We start from the raw sequence: 15,453 nt of genomic DNA, 5'->3' as shown, positions 1-15,453 counted from the left end.
ATGCCTAATTTTAGCTTGGTCGGGCGCAAATTGTCAAACAGACTTTAGCGGGTCGACAGATAGCGGAACACCGAGAGCAGCGCCGTCGCTCCTGCGCCGGCCGCGATGATGATCTGTTTTTCCGGACCGTCGGCAACATCACCGGCGGCAAAGACCCCGGGAGTGGAGGTTTCCGCCTTGCAGTTGACCGCGATCTCCCCTTGTTCGTTCTTCTCTACAAAATCTATACAATTGGAATTGGGGACCAGGCCAATCTCGACAAAAACACCCTCGACCGCAATATCCTTTTTCGTGCCGGCCCTTTCCACCTGGACAGTTTTCAGGAAGTTGTCACCCAGGAAACCGAGAACCTTGGTATTATTCAGCACTTCCACGATCGAGGAGGTTTGGACCTTTTCGATCATGACCGGGTCACCGGTCAATTTATCCGCCACGTTGATCACGTAAACTTTGGCGCAGTAACGGATCAACTGCAGCGCCGCATCGAGCGCCGAGTTGCCGCCGCCGATCACCGCCACCGCTTTGCCGGCGAACAACGGCCCTTCGCAGGTGGCGCAAAAAGTCAAGCCCTTATTATTGTACTTACCTTCGCCGGGAACGCCTAAGAGACGCGGCCTTTTCCCGGTGGCGATCAAGACGGTCCGGCATTCGATCTTCTCCCCCTTGCCGGTCGTCACCCGAAAATGGTCGCCAAGTTTCTCGACTGTTGCCGCCTCCTCTCCTTCCCTTAAGTCAAATCGGAATTGCTCCAGGTGCTCGCGGAACTTCATCGCCAGATCCGCGCCACTCATCAATTGGTATCCTGGATAGTTCGCTACTTCGCCTGCCCAGACCGTCTGACCGCCAATGTCCCGTGAGATGACGATAAAATCAAGCTTCTTGCGGGCGGCGTAAATCGCCGCCGTGATCCCCGCCGGGCCTGCCCCAATAATAATCAGGTCTTTGATCATACTCTAATTTTAGCCGATTGCTTCTTGCCTTTCAATCTTTTGGGCTTTGCGTCTTGCTTTTGGCCGGCCTTAGCCGATATAATTCAGGTCATGATCACGATCCGCCCCGCCGCCGCCCGGGACCTGGCCGGCATTATGAAAGTCCTGGATGAAGCGGATCTGCGCTACTCCGCGGAAACGCTCACCAGTTTCACCGTCGCCGAACTGGACAGTGAAATCGTCGGGGTGGTCAGGCTGGAAGAGCATCCGGCTTTTTATTTCCTGACCTCGCTCGGCGTCAGACCGGCCCAGGAAAAAAAAGGGATCGCTTCCGCCCTCCTCCAGGCGGTCCTGAAAGAAAAAACTAAGCCGGCCTATCTTTACACGATCATCCCGGGTTTCTTCCGCCCCTTCGGCTTTGTCGCCGCCACCCCGCCCCCCGGCCTCCCAACCAAAGAGATCTACGGTTGCGACCAATGCTTCCCCAACCAATGCACCGCGATGGTCAGGCCGGCCAAATGATACCAACCTTCCCGGAATTCAAGCGGCTCACCCAGAACGACCGCCTCTGGGTCGCGAAGCACTTGAAACACCTCCCCCGCCACGTCTGCGAATTGACCCTGGGCAATCTCTTTATCTGGGAAGAGTTCGATCGGCCGCAGGCGACCTGCCTCAACGGTAATATTTGCCTCCTGATCACCCCACCGGTCGAGCCCCCCTATTTTCTGGAGCCGCTCGGCCGGGAGAAGCTGGTCGAAACGATCACCACCTGCCTCGAGCGCGGCTTCCGGGTCTCCCGGATCTCGGAGGATTGCGCCGCTCTCCTGCCGAGCGAAAAATTCGAGCTGGCCGAGTTGCGCAGCCAGTTCGACTACATTTACCTTCGCTCCGATCTGGCCGGACTAAAAGGGAAAAAATACGACGGGAAAAGGAACCATATCAAGCGCTTTCGCGCCAGGCATCCCGAATACATTTTTGAGCCCCTGCAAAGATCGGATAAAGCGTCCACGCTCGCCCTCTTTGAACAATGGTTCAAATTAAGGGAAGAATCGAAGTTTTTTCCCCGTCTCGCTTATGTCTCCCAAAAAACGGCGATCAACAATGCCTTTAAGTGGTTCCAGGAGCTCCACTTGTTCGGCTGCGCTTTGCGGCTGGAGGGGAAGCTGCTCGGATTTACTCTGGCCAGTGAACTGAACCCGGAGATGGTCTCGCTCCACTTCATGTACGGCGACCCGGCCTACCCCGGGATATCGCAGGTGATGCTTTGGGAGGCGGCAAATAAATGTTACTCCGGCTACAAATTCCTCAACCTGGAGCAGGACCTCGGCATCCCCGGCCTGCGCAGTGCCAAGCTCTCCTGGCAGCCGGTCAAGCTGGAGAAAAAGTTCGAGGTCAAACTCAAGCCTTAAATAGTGTTTTCCGCCTCAAGCCCGCTAAATTACAGCTTCAAGGGCGCAGGCGGCCATCAGCGAAGCGCAGGCGGTGACCCTGGGGGCGAGAGGCGGGGCGTCTTTAATGTCGGTTTGGCCGTCGCCAACAATGATAATGTTTTCTTTGATCTTTTTTATCTTTATTTCTCTTTGATTGCTGCTGCCCGCCATCCCGCTGCCAAAGATCAAAAGTTTATTACTATTGCCAAAATGCTCCAGCAGGAGGGCTTTTGACCCGGCGCCGTCAAAAGCTTCAAAAATAATATCCCGGTCGCCGAAAAGACCGGCAATATTCCCGCCGTCGATCTTTATTTTCGAAGTTTTGACCGAAAGATCAGGGTTGATCTTTTTTAGCCTTTCGGTCAGAACTTCCACTTTTGGTTTTCCGACATCTGCCAAGAAATAATACTGCCGATTAAGGTTTTTTACGGCCACCACGTCAAAATCGATTATTTCAAAGTCCTTAAACCCGCTTCGCGCCAGGCAGACGGCTATATTCGACCCCAGACCTCCGGCGCCGGCAATGCCAACCCTGGTTTTTTGTATGGTCAAGAGCTGATCGGGAGAATAATACAAACTTAAAGCTTTTTCAAAATCATTCATTGGGGATCCTCCGCCAGTCGGTAATGACCGGATCGTATCCTTTTTTTACGAGCATCGCCTTGATCTCCGCTAGGGAGCGCCGGTCGCTAACTTCAAACTGGCCCGGTCCTTTATCATCGTTGCGGCCATAACCGCCGACAGAGGTCAAAGATCCGGCGGAAAGCCGGGTGACGCCGAATTCAAAGATCCGGTCCCGAAAATCAGCCGGCTCCCGCGTCGACAGGTTTATGCCGACCCGGGGGAACGCCAATCTGGTCCGGGCGATTATCTCCGTCATTTCGCGGTCTGAAACCGGACAGTAATCATTACTGTCGCCGCGGACTTTCTGCAAGCGCGGAAAAGAAAGCGAATATTCGACCCCGGGGTATTTTTTTTCAAGGCAACGCAGATGATCGAATAACGCTTTTAAATCCTGCCGCCAATCCGACAGTCCCAGCAGAATGCCCAAGGAGAGCCGCCTCATCCCCGCCCGGGCGATCCTGGCCGGCGCTTCAAAACGATAGTCGAAATCTTTCTTTTTCCCGGCCGGATGCAGCTTTTGATAGCTCTCACGATCATATGTTTCCTGATAGATGGTCACGCCGTCGGCTCCGGCCAAAAATAATTCACGATACTCTTCCGTTTCCAGCGGGTAAATTTCCAGAGATATATTGGGGAAGTGCCGTCCGGCCGCCAAAACCGCTTCTTTTATATAGCTCACCGGCGAATGGGACCGGGATTCTCCGGTTAAGATCAAAATATTCTGCAGGCCCGTACGGGCCAATGCCCGGCATTCCTTTTCGATCTCTGCCGGCAAAAGCTTTTTCCTGGGAATATTTTGTTTTTGATTAAAGCCGCAGTAAAGGCAGAGATTGTCGCAGTAGTTGGAAATATAAAGCGGAGCGTACAGTCCGACCGCCCGGCCAAAATATTGGATGGTCAGATTTCTTGCCCGAACCGCCAGATCATCGATCATTTAGATAACCTGTAAGCGGGGAGGAGGCGCTGGCCCCTAAAGGGCGATCCGCTGTTTTCGATAAATATGCGGCTCTCCCTGAAATTACCGCTGCCGCGAACGCTTTGGCCGTTTTAGCCGGGTCGGCGGCGGTGGCTACGGCGGTATTGACCAGGACCGCATCGGCGCCCAGCTCCATGGCCTGGGCGGCGTGAAGGGGAATGCCAATTCCCGCGTCAACGATCACCGGCACTTCATCAATTTCATCAATTAATATTTTTATCATCATTTTCATCTCCAGGCCGAGGTTCGAACCGATCAGAGAGCCCAAAGGCATCACGGCGGCCGCTCCCGCTTTGACCAGCGCGCGGGCCGCGTAGAGGTCCGGATGCATATAGGGAAGAACAACAAAACCTTCACCGGCCAGGACTTCGGCGGCTTTTATCGTTTCGGCATTGTCCGGTAAAAGATATTTGCTGTCATTGATGACTTCGATTTTTATCCAATTGCCGTAACCGGCTGCGCGGGCGAGACGGGCGATCCGGACCGCTTCTTTGGCGTTTCTGGCGCCGGAAGTATTGGTCAATAAGATAACGCCTTTGGGAATATAGGCGAGTATATTATCTTCGTTCAAAGTTAGATCGATGCGGCGCAGCGCGACCGTGACCACTTCCGCGCCGGATTGAATAATGGTTTCCCGCAGTATCTCCTTACTGCCGAATTTCCCTGTTCCCAGCAAAAAACGGCTCTTCAATTCTTTGCCGCCAAGGATTAAGGGACCGTTCATTAGCCGCCCCCCACAAAAGAGATCAATTCGATGACATCGTTCTCTTTGACGATCGTCTGCCGCCATTCGATCTTCTTGATTATTTTCTCATTTAATTCAACGACCACTCTGGCGGCTTCAAGCTTAAAACCGGCTACCAAGGTTTCCACATTGCTGTTCAAACTGACCTCTTCCGGCCGCCCGTTTATTTTTACGATCATCGCCCACTCTCTCCGATCAGCTTTAAAAATTGAGGGACAGCCGAGGCCGCCCTCACCACACCAATGGTTTTGGCTCCTGCCTCAAGGACCGCGCCGACATTATCAAGATCAATCCCGCCGATCGCCACAAACGGCAGAGATATTTTTCCCGCCGCTTCTCTAACATATTCCAGACCAACCGCCTTGCGTCCCGGTTTGGTGGGGGTCAAGAAGACCGGACCGACGGAGATATAGTTTGCCTCTTCTTTTTGCGCCTCAAGCCCCTGCTCGATGGAATGAGTTGATTTCCCAATTATCAGATCGGGCCCGACGATCCTTCGGGCTTCGGCGGTTTCATAGTCCTGTCCGATGTGGACGCCGTCGGCATTAACCTCGACCGCGAGTTTGGGATGGTCGTTAAGAATGAAGATAAAGTTTTTGGATCGTTTGTAAAGGACCATTGCCCGCGCCTTTTCGCGGATCGATTCCAGGTCGCCCGATTTATCGCGCAACTGGACGGCCGCCGCGCCGTCATCAACCGCTTTTTTCAGGACATCGATCGAATCGGAGATCACGTAGATCGCGTGGTTGAATGAAGTTAATTTAGGCGTAACCAATTTTCCCCAGCAGCTTTTTGATCTTGGCGCGGTCGAAGCCAACCACTATCTGGCCATCAATGTCTAAGACCGGCACGCCCATCTGGCCGGAGCGGGCCACCATCTCCTGGGCGGCCGATTGGTTCCGGGAGACATCGATCTCTTCGTATTGGACATTATTCTCCGCCAAGAAGCCCTTGACCATCTTGCAGTACGGGCAAGTCGGGGTGGAATAGACTTTTACGCTCGCCATAGCCACAACCTCCTGATCAAAGGTCGTTCAATTCTTTGAGAAGTTCGTCGGCATCCAGCCCGTGGACTTCGGCCGCTTGGGCCAGAGTTTCCCCCTGGGCGATAACGCAGCCGAGGCAATGCATTCCCTTGGCCATCAGCAAGCCGGCGATCGCCGGCTTGAGTTTCAGCGCGTCGGCGATCATCATCTCTTTCGTCATTTTCTTTTCTTCCGCCATAATTTGATTATACTTGAACTGCCGGTAATTTTCAATTATAATTGATACTGACATGTTGATCACTGTCCTAAAATCTAAAATACACATGGCCACGATCACCGATACCCTGCTCAACTACGAGGGGAGCATCGCTATCGACCCCACCCTGCTCAAGGCCGCCGGGCTGGTCGTGGGGGAAAAGGTCCATATCCTGAACTTCCATAACGGCAACCGCTTTGAGACCTACACCATTCTCGGCGAAAAAGGGGAGATCTCCCTGCGCGGTCCGGCCGCTCGGCTCGGCCGGCGGGGCGAGCGGGTCATTATCCTCTCTTACGGGTTAATTGACGCCAAGAAGGCCAAAAATGTCCGGCCAAAGATCGTCCACGTGGACGCGAGGAATAAACGGAAATGAACATCCAACTTCAAACTTCAAACATCCAAACAAAAGCCAATTCACAAATAGCAACTTCCAAAGCATTTAAGACTTGGTTTTTGGTCATTGTTATTTGTTTTGAGGTTGGATGTTTGATGTTGGAAGTTCTTGGCAACCCTGCGCTGGCCATGGGCGCCAAGCCCAAAGAGCCGGAGTACAAGCTGGAAATATTGAAGATGGAAATGGTACCGGCCACGTCAACCTATGAGCTCAAGGCCGCACCCAGTCAAGAAACCGCCCGTCAGTCATGTCCCCTCAAGAAATAAGGGACTAAAAGCCCTCACCTCCGCTTTGCCAGAACGAAGACCCCTCTCCCTGAGGGAGAGGGGTCTATGCTTAACTAAGATAGGGTGAGGGCGGCCGAAAACACTTTACTTGTATTTTTTGGCATAATAACAGCATATATTTGAGTTTATTCACTATTCTTCCCTTACATATAGATGGTTACACTATCAGGCAATTAATTCTGCTTGATTAATCCCCAGGCCAGGTGTAAAATTACCTATAAAAAGAGGTGTTTTTATGGGAAATACATTAAAACTTGGGTTACCGAAGGGGAGTTTGCAGGAAGCAACATTTGAACTGTTAAAAAAAGCCGGCTGGTCGATCCGCTCCACCTCCCGCTCCTATTTCCCCGATATCAACGATCCGGAAATGGAGATCATGCTCGTCCGCGCCCAGGAGATGGCCCGCTATGTTGAAGATAAAGTCCTCGACGCCGGGTTGACCGGGACCGATTGGGTAATGGAATCAGGCTGCCGCGTCAAGCAGGTGGCCGATCTGATCTACGCTAAACAGGGAATGCGCAAAGTGCGCTGGGTCCTGGCCGTGCCGGAAAATAGCAAGATCAAGACCGCCAAAGACCTCAAAGGGAAAAGGATCGCGACCGAACTGGTCAACGTGACCAAACGCTGGCTGAAAGAGAAAAAAGTCGCCGCCACGGTCGAGTTCTCCTGGGGTGCGACCGAAGCCAAGCCGCCGGTCCTGGCTGACGCGATCGTCGAGCTGACCGAGACCGGCTCGTCGCTGAAGGCCAACCACCTCCGGATCGTTGATACCGTCCTGGAATCGAACACAGTCGTCATCGCTAACGGTGATTGCCTGGCCAACGCCTGGAAAAAAGAGAAGCTCAACAATCTCGTCCTTCTCCTGCAGGGGGCGCTCAATGCCGAAACGAAGGTCGGGTTGAAGATGAACGTGATCAAGGGACAGGTGCGGAACGTCATCGCCCTCCTCCCCGCCCTCCAAACACCGACCATAGCTGAACTCTCCAACCCCGACTGGGTCGATGTCGACACGGTGATCGACGAGAAGCTGGTCCGCGAACTTATTCCCAAACTGAAAAAAGCAGGGGCCCGGGGGATCGTCGAATATCCGCTGAATAAGGTTATTTACTAGAGCGCTGTTCGGCAACCAGTTGAACCAGGTCGCCCAGCGTCGTGACGCCCTTAAGCAGATCTTCCGGGATGACGACACCGTACTTCTTGTCGAGGGCGGCAAAGATCTCTACCCCGAGAAGCGAGTCCACCCCCAGCTCATTGAATAGGTCCGCGCCAAGGGTGACCTCGGCTTCCGGTTTTCTGATGATCTTGGCGACCAAAGTTTTGATCTCCAGAGCCAGCTGACCATTGTCCTTCACAGCCCCAACTCCTTTTTCAGCTCAAAACGCTTGATCTTCTGCAGGCGCGTTTTCGGCAATTCTGCCCGTCTGATAATGATCCGGGCGACCCGCTTGAATTCGGCGACCCCTTTATTATACTCCGCGATCTCCGCCTTGACCTTTTCCTCCGTGACCCCTTCTTTCGGGACAATGACCGCCAGGACAACCTCACTCCCCCGCCGGGTCCCTGCCTTGACCTTTTCACCCAGGATGCATAGCTCCTTGATCGCCGGGCTCTTCTTGAGGGCGAATTCCAGCTCTTCCGGATAGACATTGACCCCAGAACCGGTCACGATGACATCTTTTGACCGCCCGGTAATGAAGAGGAAACCGTCGTCGTCGAGATAACCGAGGTCGCCGGTAAAGAGCCAGCCGCCGATCAGGACCCGATCGGTCAGGTCGGGCCGTTTATAATACCCCTGCATGATGTTCGGTCCGGTCCCTAAAATCTCGCCGACCGGTTCCTCGCCGGCGATCTTGACCTTGACCCCCGGGATCGGCCGCCCGGCCGAGCCGCGGCGGTTCGCCTGGAGCGTGCAGGCGGTCAGGACAGGAGAGGCTTCGGTCAAACCGTACCCCTGGATAATGGTGAAACCGAGCAGGTCAAAATTATTGATCAGTTCGGGATCGATCGCCGCCCCGCCGGAGACAAAGAATCTGATCTTTCCGCCGAACTTCTTGTGGACCATCGCGAAAAGTTTCCGGCCGATATTGACCCCGATCAGATCGCGGAAGAAGCGGGCAACAGCCAGGAGCACCGCAAAAAGCTTCCCCTTCCCGCTCTCTTCAACTTCCCGCATGATCCCGTCATAGAAGAGCTGGTAGAGGAGCGGGACGCCGCACATCACCGTCACCCCTGTCTCCTGCATGGTTTTGAGCAACACATATGATTTCAAGCTTTCAACATAGGTCACCCGGCAACCCATGTAACACTCCGCCAGGAAACCGGCGGTCGTCTCGAAAGTATGATGGAGCGGCAGGACCGAGAGAAAGTTATCGGTCGGCCCGATGTCAAAACATGAAGCGCCGCCAATGGCGTTCGAGAGAAGATTACGATGGGAGAGCATCACCCCTTTGGGCGAACCGGTGGTGCCGGAGGTATAGACGATCGCGGCCAGGTCGCCTGGCGCCACATCGTTATCAGGCGCCGGGCGCGAGGGGACAAAACTGTCATAGTTCTCCATCAGGATAACTTTCCCCTCTAGCGGGGTCCCATTGGCATAGGGGGCGAATTTGGCGGAGAGGATAAAAGCTTGCGGGGCGGAGTCCTCCAGCAAGGGGAGGATCTCTTCCCGGCTGAACATGGCATCGAGCGGGACAACAACCGCCCCCAGCGCGGTGATCGCCAGGTAAGCGATCGGCCACTCCGGCCGGTTCTCGGAGAGGAGGGCCACCCGGTCGCCTTTGTTCACTCCCAGTTCGGCCAGGAGCGACTGCAGTTTGCGGGCAAGCTCCGAAACCTCGCGGTAGGTATAACGCCGCCAGACCCCTTCACGTTTCACTTGATAGGCGATATCCGTGGCGAACTTAGTAGCGTTCCTCTCCAGGAGCTGTTTGAAGGTCAATACTTCCATTAGTAAACCATCATGCGGATGATGATCGGGCCGTAGACCGCGCTGTCTACCACGACATTGAAGACCAGGCCGATAGCCAGCGAGGTTATGAACAGAAGAAGGGTGAACCAGGGGACCCGCTCCGGCGGTGTCCCGATAATGACCGGCAGACCGAGATAGGCCAGGTAAATGCCGTATAAGCCGAAGATCTGGAGCAAACCCAAAATGGGTGAAACGGCGCAAACCCCTAATATCCAAACCGGGGTCATCGAGTAGAGAACTATCTGGGCCGCCCCTTTCAGATCTGGTTTGGATTCGCAATAGGGGGCTAGCCAGTTGATCACCCAGATCCCGGCCAGGAGACCGGCCAGATGAAAAATGAAACTGACCACCCCGCCGAACAGCGCGTCCAGGAGCGGGGCGCGGGTCACATGCCCGCCGGGGAGCTGGAAGCCGATGAGCGCCAGATTGATCACCCGGGCAACGACCGGGATCAGCGCCAGCGGGGCAGCGTAATTGACCATCAGTTCGGCCACGCCGGCCGGCTCACCCTTGATCACTCCCCATGTTTTCCGCGGCTTGAGGAGGAGAGCTTTGACCCGCTCGAACAGTTTATCCATTAAGGGGCATTTTATCATCACTATCCTTGTCAAGGCAAGGTGGCTTTGTTACAATGTCAGATGAAGAACGCCAGGAGGTTATCATTATGTTTAAACGGCTACTGATCACCAGCTTGATCCTCGCCTTGACCGTCAATTCGGCTTTTGCTTTCTTCGGTACCCGCCCGATGGGGATGGGTGGGGCTTTCACCGCGGTGGCCGACGACGCCAATGCCCCCTACTGGAACCCAGCCGGCCTTGCTCTCAACCCCGAAGTCTCCCTGACCGGCTCTACCCTGGCCAATAACCGGAACACCTGGGTCGGGGATAACGTCGCCAATCTGAAAATGTGCTACGAAACCGACATGAACCCTTTTCTCTGGATCGCCGGAGTCGGACTTGCTTCGGCCCTGGCCTTTCAGGGAGCGATGTACCTTAAAGATCAGGGGGTGTTACAGAAGAATTGGGGAAGGGGCGGTGACGGCCCTGCCCCGTCGCGTGAAGAGTCTCTCACCTCACAACTGACCAGCTCGGACGAGGTCGTCAGCCTGAAGTCGCAACTAAAGAGCGTCCTGAAAAATTTGGCCGGCGAGACCGGCTCCGCCGCCAAAGAGACGGCCAAAAGTGTCGCCCGCCACACCACGGTCAACATCGGCCTCATGCCCTGGGGAAACCCTTGGTATTACCGCGATTACGATCGGCCGACCTATTGGGAACGTCCGGCCCAGGACGAGCCAAGCACCAAAGCGCAGTTCGCTCTGGGGGTCAGCTGGTTGAACGATGTCAACAATCCGCTCGACCAGAAGACCAACTGGTACACCCTAACCCTCGCCTCCGGTTTTGAACAGCGGATCGCCGTCGGCGCCGGGGTCAACTTTTATGATCTAACCAAGATCAGCACCGATATCCGGGGGATGGGAGCCGACCTCGACCTCGGCGTGATCGCCAAGCCGGTCGAATATATCTCGTTCGGCCTGGCCACCAAGGGGGTCCTGACCACCGATTTCCACTGGCAGAACGCCCAGACAACCCGCGGCTACCAGATGCTGGTCAACGGCGGCGTCGCCGTCAAACCGATCTACTCCCTCACCCTGGCCGCCGATATGCACAATGTTTTAGGGCAGAACGGCCAAGGCTCGACCATGCACTACGGGGCGGAAGCGGTCCTTCTCCCCGGCCTCCTTGCCCGGGTCGGATTGAATGACGGGAATAAATCAGCCGGCCTAAGCCTGGCCCTCGGCAATCTGATCATCGACTACGCTATCCTTGGCGGCACTTACAACCGGACGCAAATGGTCGGAGGGACCTGGAGGTTTTGATGACCCAAGAGCTGCTCGATCCCGCCAGGCCGAACAGCTGGGAAAACCTGAAGCGCCTCTCCCCCCATGGGCAGAAAGAGTGGCTGCAAAAGAACCTCAAGGATATACTAAAGACCCTCCTGGCGCTGGCCGAGAACGGGACCGCCTACTGGAATATCATCGGCTACACCTGCATCAACAACAACCTTTACCGCGAAGCGGAGACGATCTACGACGAGCTGTTGAAGAAGAGCCAGAAACAGCATAAGAACCTTGGCCTCCCCGCTTATTTCCGCGGCATCGCCCATTTCCTGCAGGGACGGTTCCAGGAGGCTTATGCCGACTTTAAACTGGCCCACCAGAACGACCTGCAAGCCAAAAACTTCAACAGCCCGGCCGCCCCGGCGATCGCCTACATGGAAGATACTCTCTTCCCCACCCGGGAAATGATCCGGCAGAACCAGGCCAAGCTGGTCCGCGACCTCAATATCCCCCGGACCCTCGGCCATGTCATCGGGCCTAATATCCTCCGGACGATCCATAAATGGAATTCGGCCAGTCCTCTCTTCTCCAGCGGCATTTCGCAAGGCGGCGGCTATTTTCTGACCCTGCGCAACGCCCGCAACGAGATCAAGGGGATCGCCATCGATCCCGGCTACGATTTCTTCGACATTTTCCGCGACCTGGGGATGGGGATTGCCGACATCGACGCCATCATCATCACCCACGACCATGACGACCATACCGAGTCGGTCGAAGGGATCCTCTCTCTGCTGGCTAAATACAACGACCATAACGAGCAGAGAAAAAGCAAAGTGGTCGACATTTTCGGTTCGGCCGGCGTCTTGCTCAAGTTCCACGGCCTCCTCTCGGCGACCGACCCTTTCGGCAACCGGGAGATCAATTACAAGCTCCTCATCCCCGGCTCGGATGTCACCGAGATCGAGGGGGTCTCTCTGGCCGAAAAACACGGCTTCACCCTCTCCGTTAAGGCGGCCCACCATACCGAGCGCTGGACCAACCAGGAGTCTTCCGTCGGCCTGGTCATCCAAACCAACCTCCCCGGCCCCGACCGCGAGAAGCTCCGCATCGGCATCACCGGCGACACCCGTTACGAGCCGGGGATCGGCAAAGAGTACCGCGATTGCCAGGTCATCTTATTGAATATCGGTTCGGTCGAGAAAGAAGAAGGGAAATTCCTCCGCCAGCATCTCGGCATGCTCGGCTGCATCAACCTCCTCAAAGAGGCGCGCCTCGGCAAGCCGCTCCTGGCGATCCTGACCGAGTTCGGCGAGGAGTTCTCCGGCCGGCGCGAAACGATCAGCCGGATCATCGAAAATTGGGCCCAGCCAATGGAGGGGGTCAAGGCGCGCGAACTGAAAGTGATCCCGGCCGACGTCCATCTCGAGCTCCGGCTCGAGGACCTCAATATCCGCGAGTCGAAGACCGACATTTTTTTCCCCTATAACCTGATCCGGGTTGACGAAAGCGACCCGGAAATACTAAAGTATAGGTTCAATGATTAAGACAGTCGCCATCTTACGGGAGAGCAAGACCGACCGCCAGGGGCGCGAGGTCGAAAGCCGGGTGATCCTGACCCCCAGCTTGGTCGGACAACTACTCGCCGCCTGCCCGGGGTTAAAGATATTTGTCGAGAAGGACGCCGGGGCCAAGATCGACTACTCCGATGCCGCCTACGAAGCGGCCGGCGGCTGGATCTGCGGCCACGAATCGGCCTTGCAGAAAGAGCTCGTCCTCGGGGTCAAAGAAACAAGACTTGAGGACTTCCCGAAACTGCGCGACAACATCTTCCTCTCCTACCAGCATTTCGCCGCGGGGCGGGAACGGACCGAAGCCGCGCTCAAAAGCAAAACCACCTTTCTGGCCTTGGAAACAATGGATCTCGACGGGACCTTTCCCTGCCTCGCCCCGATGAGCGAGGCAGCCGCCAAGGTGATCGCCCGCCACGGCGATGAATACGCCCTCTTGAGCCGGAAGATCATCACCTCCGGTCTGCCGGAGACCGGGTTGCACGGAGTGAAGGCTGCGATCCTCGGCGGCGGGGTCGTCGGCCGGACCGCGGCCGAAGAGTTCTCCGAGCGCGGTTGTGAAGTGACCCTGCTGGAAAAAGATCAGACCAGAGTAAAAAGCCTGACCGAATATTTCAAGAAGTCAGAGATCAGGTTCCCGAAGGTCAAAGTATTGGAGATGTCGCCTGACAACCTGCGCCACGCCATCCGTGACGCTTTTTTCCTGGTGACCGCCATGTACAATTCCGGGAAGAAACCGGAGAAGCTGGTCGCCCTCGATCTTTTGAAGACGATGCGCCCCGGCGGCTGCGTCTACCCGATCGATATTGATCAGGGGGGCGGGGTTGAGGGGGTCTTTGAAACAAGTATTTTAGAACCGTTCGACCTGCCATCGATCCCCGGGACCGAGATCTTCTTTTTTGCGCCACCTAATCTCCCCTCAATGGGCGCGCGGACGACTTCGGAGGCGCTCGGCACGGTCATCCTCCCCTATGTCATAGAATTGGTCAATAAAGGGTTGGAGCAGTCAGTCGAAAATAACCGGACGATCAAGACGGGGCTTAACATTAAAGACGGCAAAATAGTCCATCCGGGGCTGAAGTCAGTCTTTCCGCTCCTTGGTCAGTAGTTCTTGATATTAAATCTCTTAAATTCCCCGGTCGGTTCCAACCAGTAGTCAGCAATCGTGTCGATCTCGCGGTCGAACTCCCGGCGGATCATCTCGAGAACTGTCTTAATGGCCTCTTCCTCCCCTTCCAGGACCAACTCCACCCGGTCATCAGGCAAATTACGGACGAAACCTGTTAAGCCGTTGGGGGCGGCCAGGCGTTCCGCCGTAAAGCGGAACCCTACCCCCTGGACCCGGCCGGCATAATGGACCTCAACGCGCTTTTGCATGGTTATCGCTCTCACCCCTATCCCCCATCCCCTTCCCCCTTAATTAAGGGGGAAGGGGAGAAGAGGGGTTAGGGGTTTAGACGCGGCCTCCGCAAAATCCCCTTTTCGGTGATAAACCCTTTGATATATTTCGCCGGGGTGACGTCAAAGGCCGGGTTATAGACCTTTATCCCGACCGGCGCGATCCTCTCCCGTCCGACGAAAAGGACCTCTTCCGGAGCCCGCTCCTCGATGACAATATCTTTACCGGAACGGCACTTCGGATCGAAAGTTGAGCTCGGTGCCGCGATATAGAACGGGACGCCGTGGACTCGGGCCAAGACGGCGGCGTTATAGGTGCCAATCTTATTAGCCGTATCGCCATTGCGGGCAATCCGGTCGGCCCCGACGACAACCAGGTCGATCTTCCCTTTAGACATCAAATGACCGATCATGTTATCGGTAATGAGGGTAAACGGTATTTTCTCTTGTTTCAATTCCCAGGCGGTCAGTTTGGCCCCTTGCAGGCGGGGGCGCGTTTCGGCGGCATAAACGTGGATCTTCTTCCCTGCTTCGTGCGCCGCCCGGATGACCCCAAGAGCGGTCCCATAATCGACCGTCGCCAGCGCCCCGGCGTTGCAGACGGTCAGGATATTCATCCCGCGCCGGACCACTTTTGACCCATGCCGGCCGAGCGCCCGGTTGATCGCCACATCTTCATCCGCTAACCTCCGGGCAGCCGATAAGAGAAGTTTTTTCAGTTTGGGCAGAGGCAAACCGGCTCCAGCCCGGGCGACCGCCAACATCCTCTCTACCCCCCAGCGGATATTGACCGCGGTCGGACGGGAAGCGATCAACTTTCGGGCTGTCCCTTTCAGGTCGTTAACGCCGAGGACCATCCCGAAGGCCGCGGCCACCCCTAACGCCGGCGCCCCCCGCACCTTCATCGTCTTGATCGCCCGGACCACTTCCGCCGCCGTCTTGAGGTCGATCAAACGTAATTTATGGGGCAAGGCGTTCTGGTCGATCATCCTGACCTTATTATTTAACCAGGTTATTGTTCGTGTCATAGTCTGTTCATTTCCCCCTTTATG

At 55.6% G+C, this 15,453-nt stretch carries 21 protein-coding genes; 8 read left to right on the top strand and 13 right to left on the bottom strand.

The window, feature by feature from the left end; translation table 11 throughout:
• Positions 1-44 precede the first annotated feature (44 nt).
• Entirely contained in the window at positions 45-950 is a 906-nt protein-coding gene (locus WC903_05220) for an FAD-dependent oxidoreductase (protein MFA5893345.1), read from the bottom strand.
• Between the two features lie 90 nt (positions 951-1,040).
• On the opposite strand from WC903_05220, the gene WC903_05215 reads away from it, so the two are divergent.
• Together WC903_05215 and WC903_05210 are read left to right on the top strand one after the other, a co-directional pair.
• Positions 1,041-1,451 (top strand): GNAT family N-acetyltransferase, encoded by a 411-nt coding sequence (locus WC903_05215; protein ID MFA5893344.1) that lies wholly within the window; start codon positions 1,041-1,043, stop codon positions 1,449-1,451.
• Positions 1,448-2,338, top strand: coding sequence for a phosphatidylglycerol lysyltransferase domain-containing protein (locus WC903_05210; protein ID MFA5893343.1), 891 nt, complete (start codon positions 1,448-1,450; stop codon positions 2,336-2,338). Before WC903_05215 ends, WC903_05210 begins: the two co-directional genes overlap by 4 nt.
• Before the next feature lie 24 nt (positions 2,339-2,362).
• Here the strand turns inward: WC903_05210 and thiF are convergent, their stop codons facing one another.
• From thiF to WC903_05175, 7 genes are read right to left on the bottom strand one after another with little or no spacing between them, the layout of a single operon-like run.
• Complete coding sequence (thiF, locus tag WC903_05205) at positions 2,363-2,962, bottom strand: sulfur carrier protein ThiS adenylyltransferase ThiF (GenBank protein MFA5893342.1); 600 nt, start codon at positions 2,960-2,962, stop codon at positions 2,363-2,365.
• Entirely contained in the window at positions 2,955-3,917 is a 963-nt protein-coding gene (thiH, locus tag WC903_05200; protein ID MFA5893341.1) for a 2-iminoacetate synthase ThiH, read from the bottom strand. Before thiH ends, thiF begins: the two co-directional genes overlap by 8 nt.
• Entirely contained in the window at positions 3,907-4,683 is a 777-nt protein-coding gene (locus WC903_05195; protein MFA5893340.1) for a thiazole synthase, read from the bottom strand. Before WC903_05195 ends, thiH begins: the two co-directional genes overlap by 11 nt.
• Positions 4,683-4,883: a sulfur carrier protein ThiS gene (gene thiS, locus WC903_05190; GenBank protein MFA5893339.1), complete on the bottom strand. Its 201-nt coding sequence runs from the start codon at positions 4,881-4,883 to the stop codon at positions 4,683-4,685. The genes WC903_05195 and thiS overlap by 1 nt, the downstream gene beginning before the upstream one ends.
• A complete protein-coding gene (gene thiE, locus WC903_05185) occupies positions 4,880-5,479 on the bottom strand; it encodes a thiamine phosphate synthase (protein ID MFA5893338.1) in 600 nt (199 codons plus the stop codon). Before thiE ends, thiS begins: the two co-directional genes overlap by 4 nt.
• Complete coding sequence (locus WC903_05180; protein MFA5893337.1) at positions 5,466-5,711, bottom strand: glutaredoxin family protein; 246 nt, start codon at positions 5,709-5,711, stop codon at positions 5,466-5,468. The genes thiE and WC903_05180 overlap by 14 nt, the downstream gene beginning before the upstream one ends.
• A gap of 16 nt (positions 5,712-5,727) precedes the next feature.
• Positions 5,728-5,982 carry a DUF1858 domain-containing protein gene (locus WC903_05175; GenBank protein MFA5893336.1) on the bottom strand — a complete coding sequence of 85 codons (255 nt, stop codon included), beginning with the start codon at positions 5,980-5,982 and terminating at the stop codon, positions 5,728-5,730.
• Here WC903_05175 and panD point away from each other — a divergent pair.
• From panD to hisG, 3 genes are all read left to right on the top strand, one after another.
• Positions 5,981-6,322: an aspartate 1-decarboxylase gene (gene panD / locus WC903_05170; protein MFA5893335.1), complete on the top strand. Its 342-nt coding sequence runs from the start codon at positions 5,981-5,983 to the stop codon at positions 6,320-6,322. The genes WC903_05175 and panD overlap by 2 nt on opposite strands.
• A complete protein-coding gene (locus WC903_05165) occupies positions 6,319-6,609 on the top strand; it encodes a hypothetical protein (GenBank protein ID MFA5893334.1) in 291 nt (96 codons plus the stop codon). Before panD ends, WC903_05165 begins: the two co-directional genes overlap by 4 nt.
• 256 nt (positions 6,610-6,865) lie before the next feature.
• A complete protein-coding gene (gene hisG / locus WC903_05160) occupies positions 6,866-7,741 on the top strand; it encodes an ATP phosphoribosyltransferase (protein ID MFA5893333.1) in 876 nt (291 codons plus the stop codon).
• Here the strand turns inward: hisG and WC903_05155 are convergent.
• The 3 genes from WC903_05155 to WC903_05145 are packed head-to-tail and all read right to left on the bottom strand — an operon-like array spanning position 7,731 to position 10,176.
• Positions 7,731-7,982 carry an acyl carrier protein gene (locus WC903_05155; protein ID MFA5893332.1) on the bottom strand — a complete coding sequence of 84 codons (252 nt, stop codon included), beginning with the start codon at positions 7,980-7,982 and terminating at the stop codon, positions 7,731-7,733. The two genes, hisG and WC903_05155, sit on opposite strands and share 11 nt — an antisense overlap.
• The gene (locus WC903_05150) at positions 7,979-9,577 is read right to left on the bottom strand and encodes an AMP-binding protein (protein ID MFA5893331.1); all 1,599 of its coding nucleotides are present in this window, start codon (positions 9,575-9,577) and stop codon (positions 7,979-7,981) included. Before WC903_05150 ends, WC903_05155 begins: the two co-directional genes overlap by 4 nt.
• On the bottom strand, positions 9,577-10,176 hold the full coding sequence (locus tag WC903_05145) for a Yip1 family protein (protein ID MFA5893330.1): 600 nt from the start codon (positions 10,174-10,176) through the stop codon (positions 9,577-9,579). The genes WC903_05150 and WC903_05145 overlap by 1 nt, the downstream gene beginning before the upstream one ends.
• Positions 10,177-10,262: 86 nt before the next feature.
• On the opposite strand from WC903_05145, the gene WC903_05140 reads away from it, so the two are divergent.
• From WC903_05140 to WC903_05130, 3 genes are read left to right on the top strand one after another with little or no spacing between them, the layout of a single operon-like run.
• Positions 10,263-11,474 (top strand): hypothetical protein, encoded by a 1,212-nt coding sequence (locus tag WC903_05140; protein MFA5893329.1) that lies wholly within the window; start codon positions 10,263-10,265, stop codon positions 11,472-11,474.
• A complete protein-coding gene (locus tag WC903_05135; protein ID MFA5893328.1) occupies positions 11,474-12,979 on the top strand; it encodes an MBL fold metallo-hydrolase in 1,506 nt (501 codons plus the stop codon). Before WC903_05140 ends, WC903_05135 begins: the two co-directional genes overlap by 1 nt.
• The gene (locus WC903_05130) at positions 12,972-14,111 is read left to right on the top strand and encodes a hypothetical protein (GenBank protein ID MFA5893327.1); all 1,140 of its coding nucleotides are present in this window, start codon (positions 12,972-12,974) and stop codon (positions 14,109-14,111) included. The genes WC903_05135 and WC903_05130 overlap by 8 nt, the downstream gene beginning before the upstream one ends.
• On the opposite strand, the gene WC903_05125 is transcribed toward WC903_05130, so the two are convergent.
• Positions 14,105-14,380: an acylphosphatase gene (locus WC903_05125; GenBank protein ID MFA5893326.1), complete on the bottom strand. Its 276-nt coding sequence runs from the start codon at positions 14,378-14,380 to the stop codon at positions 14,105-14,107. The two genes, WC903_05130 and WC903_05125, sit on opposite strands and share 7 nt — an antisense overlap.
• A gap of 68 nt (positions 14,381-14,448) precedes the next feature.
• The gene (gene mtnA, locus WC903_05120) at positions 14,449-15,429 is read right to left on the bottom strand and encodes an S-methyl-5-thioribose-1-phosphate isomerase (GenBank protein ID MFA5893325.1); all 981 of its coding nucleotides are present in this window, start codon (positions 15,427-15,429) and stop codon (positions 14,449-14,451) included.
• Between the last annotated feature and the right edge of the window lie 24 nt (positions 15,430-15,453).

The sequence above is a fragment of the Candidatus Margulisiibacteriota bacterium genome, assembly GCA_041658645.1.
GTDB lineage: Bacteria > Margulisbacteria > WOR-1 > O2-12-FULL-45-9 > XYB2-FULL-48-7 > JBAZZV01.
This window is presented reverse-complemented; position numbering and strand designations above follow the sequence as displayed.

Bases quoted from the DNA above. Each gene is read 5' to 3' on its own strand.
- WC903_05175 (MFA5893336.1), bottom strand. From the start codon at position 5,982: ATGTCAGTATCAATTATAATTGAAAATTACCGGCAGTTCAAGTATAAT.
- mtnA (MFA5893325.1), bottom strand. From the start codon at position 15,429: ATGACACGAACAATAACCTGGTTAAATAATAAGGTCAGGATGATCGAC.
- WC903_05150 (MFA5893331.1), bottom strand. From the start codon at position 9,577: ATGGAAGTATTGACCTTCAAACAGCTCCTGGAGAGGAACGCTACTAAG.
- WC903_05140 (MFA5893329.1), top strand. From the start codon at position 10,263: ATGTTTAAACGGCTACTGATCACCAGCTTGATCCTCGCCTTGACCGTC.
- WC903_05145 (MFA5893330.1), bottom strand. From the start codon at position 10,176: ATGGATAAACTGTTCGAGCGGGTCAAAGCTCTCCTCCTCAAGCCGCGG.
- WC903_05125 (MFA5893326.1), bottom strand. From the start codon at position 14,380: ATGCAAAAGCGCGTTGAGGTCCATTATGCCGGCCGGGTCCAGGGGGTA.
- WC903_05130 (MFA5893327.1), top strand. From the start codon at position 12,972: ATGATTAAGACAGTCGCCATCTTACGGGAGAGCAAGACCGACCGCCAG.
- thiF (MFA5893342.1), bottom strand. From the start codon at position 2,962: ATGAATGATTTTGAAAAAGCTTTAAGTTTGTATTATTCTCCCGATCAG.
- WC903_05135 (MFA5893328.1), top strand. From the start codon at position 11,474: ATGACCCAAGAGCTGCTCGATCCCGCCAGGCCGAACAGCTGGGAAAAC.
- WC903_05165 (MFA5893334.1), top strand. From the start codon at position 6,319: ATGAACATCCAACTTCAAACTTCAAACATCCAAACAAAAGCCAATTCA.
- thiS (MFA5893339.1), bottom strand. From the start codon at position 4,883: ATGATCGTAAAAATAAACGGGCGGCCGGAAGAGGTCAGTTTGAACAGC.
- hisG (MFA5893333.1), top strand. From the start codon at position 6,866: ATGGGAAATACATTAAAACTTGGGTTACCGAAGGGGAGTTTGCAGGAA.
- thiH (MFA5893341.1), bottom strand. From the start codon at position 3,917: ATGATCGATGATCTGGCGGTTCGGGCAAGAAATCTGACCATCCAATAT.
- panD (MFA5893335.1), top strand. From the start codon at position 5,981: ATGTTGATCACTGTCCTAAAATCTAAAATACACATGGCCACGATCACC.
- WC903_05180 (MFA5893337.1), bottom strand. From the start codon at position 5,711: ATGGCGAGCGTAAAAGTCTATTCCACCCCGACTTGCCCGTACTGCAAG.
- WC903_05215 (MFA5893344.1), top strand. From the start codon at position 1,041: ATGATCACGATCCGCCCCGCCGCCGCCCGGGACCTGGCCGGCATTATG.
- WC903_05220 (MFA5893345.1), bottom strand. From the start codon at position 950: ATGATCAAAGACCTGATTATTATTGGGGCAGGCCCGGCGGGGATCACG.
- WC903_05195 (MFA5893340.1), bottom strand. From the start codon at position 4,683: ATGAACGGTCCCTTAATCCTTGGCGGCAAAGAATTGAAGAGCCGTTTT.
- WC903_05210 (MFA5893343.1), top strand. From the start codon at position 1,448: ATGATACCAACCTTCCCGGAATTCAAGCGGCTCACCCAGAACGACCGC.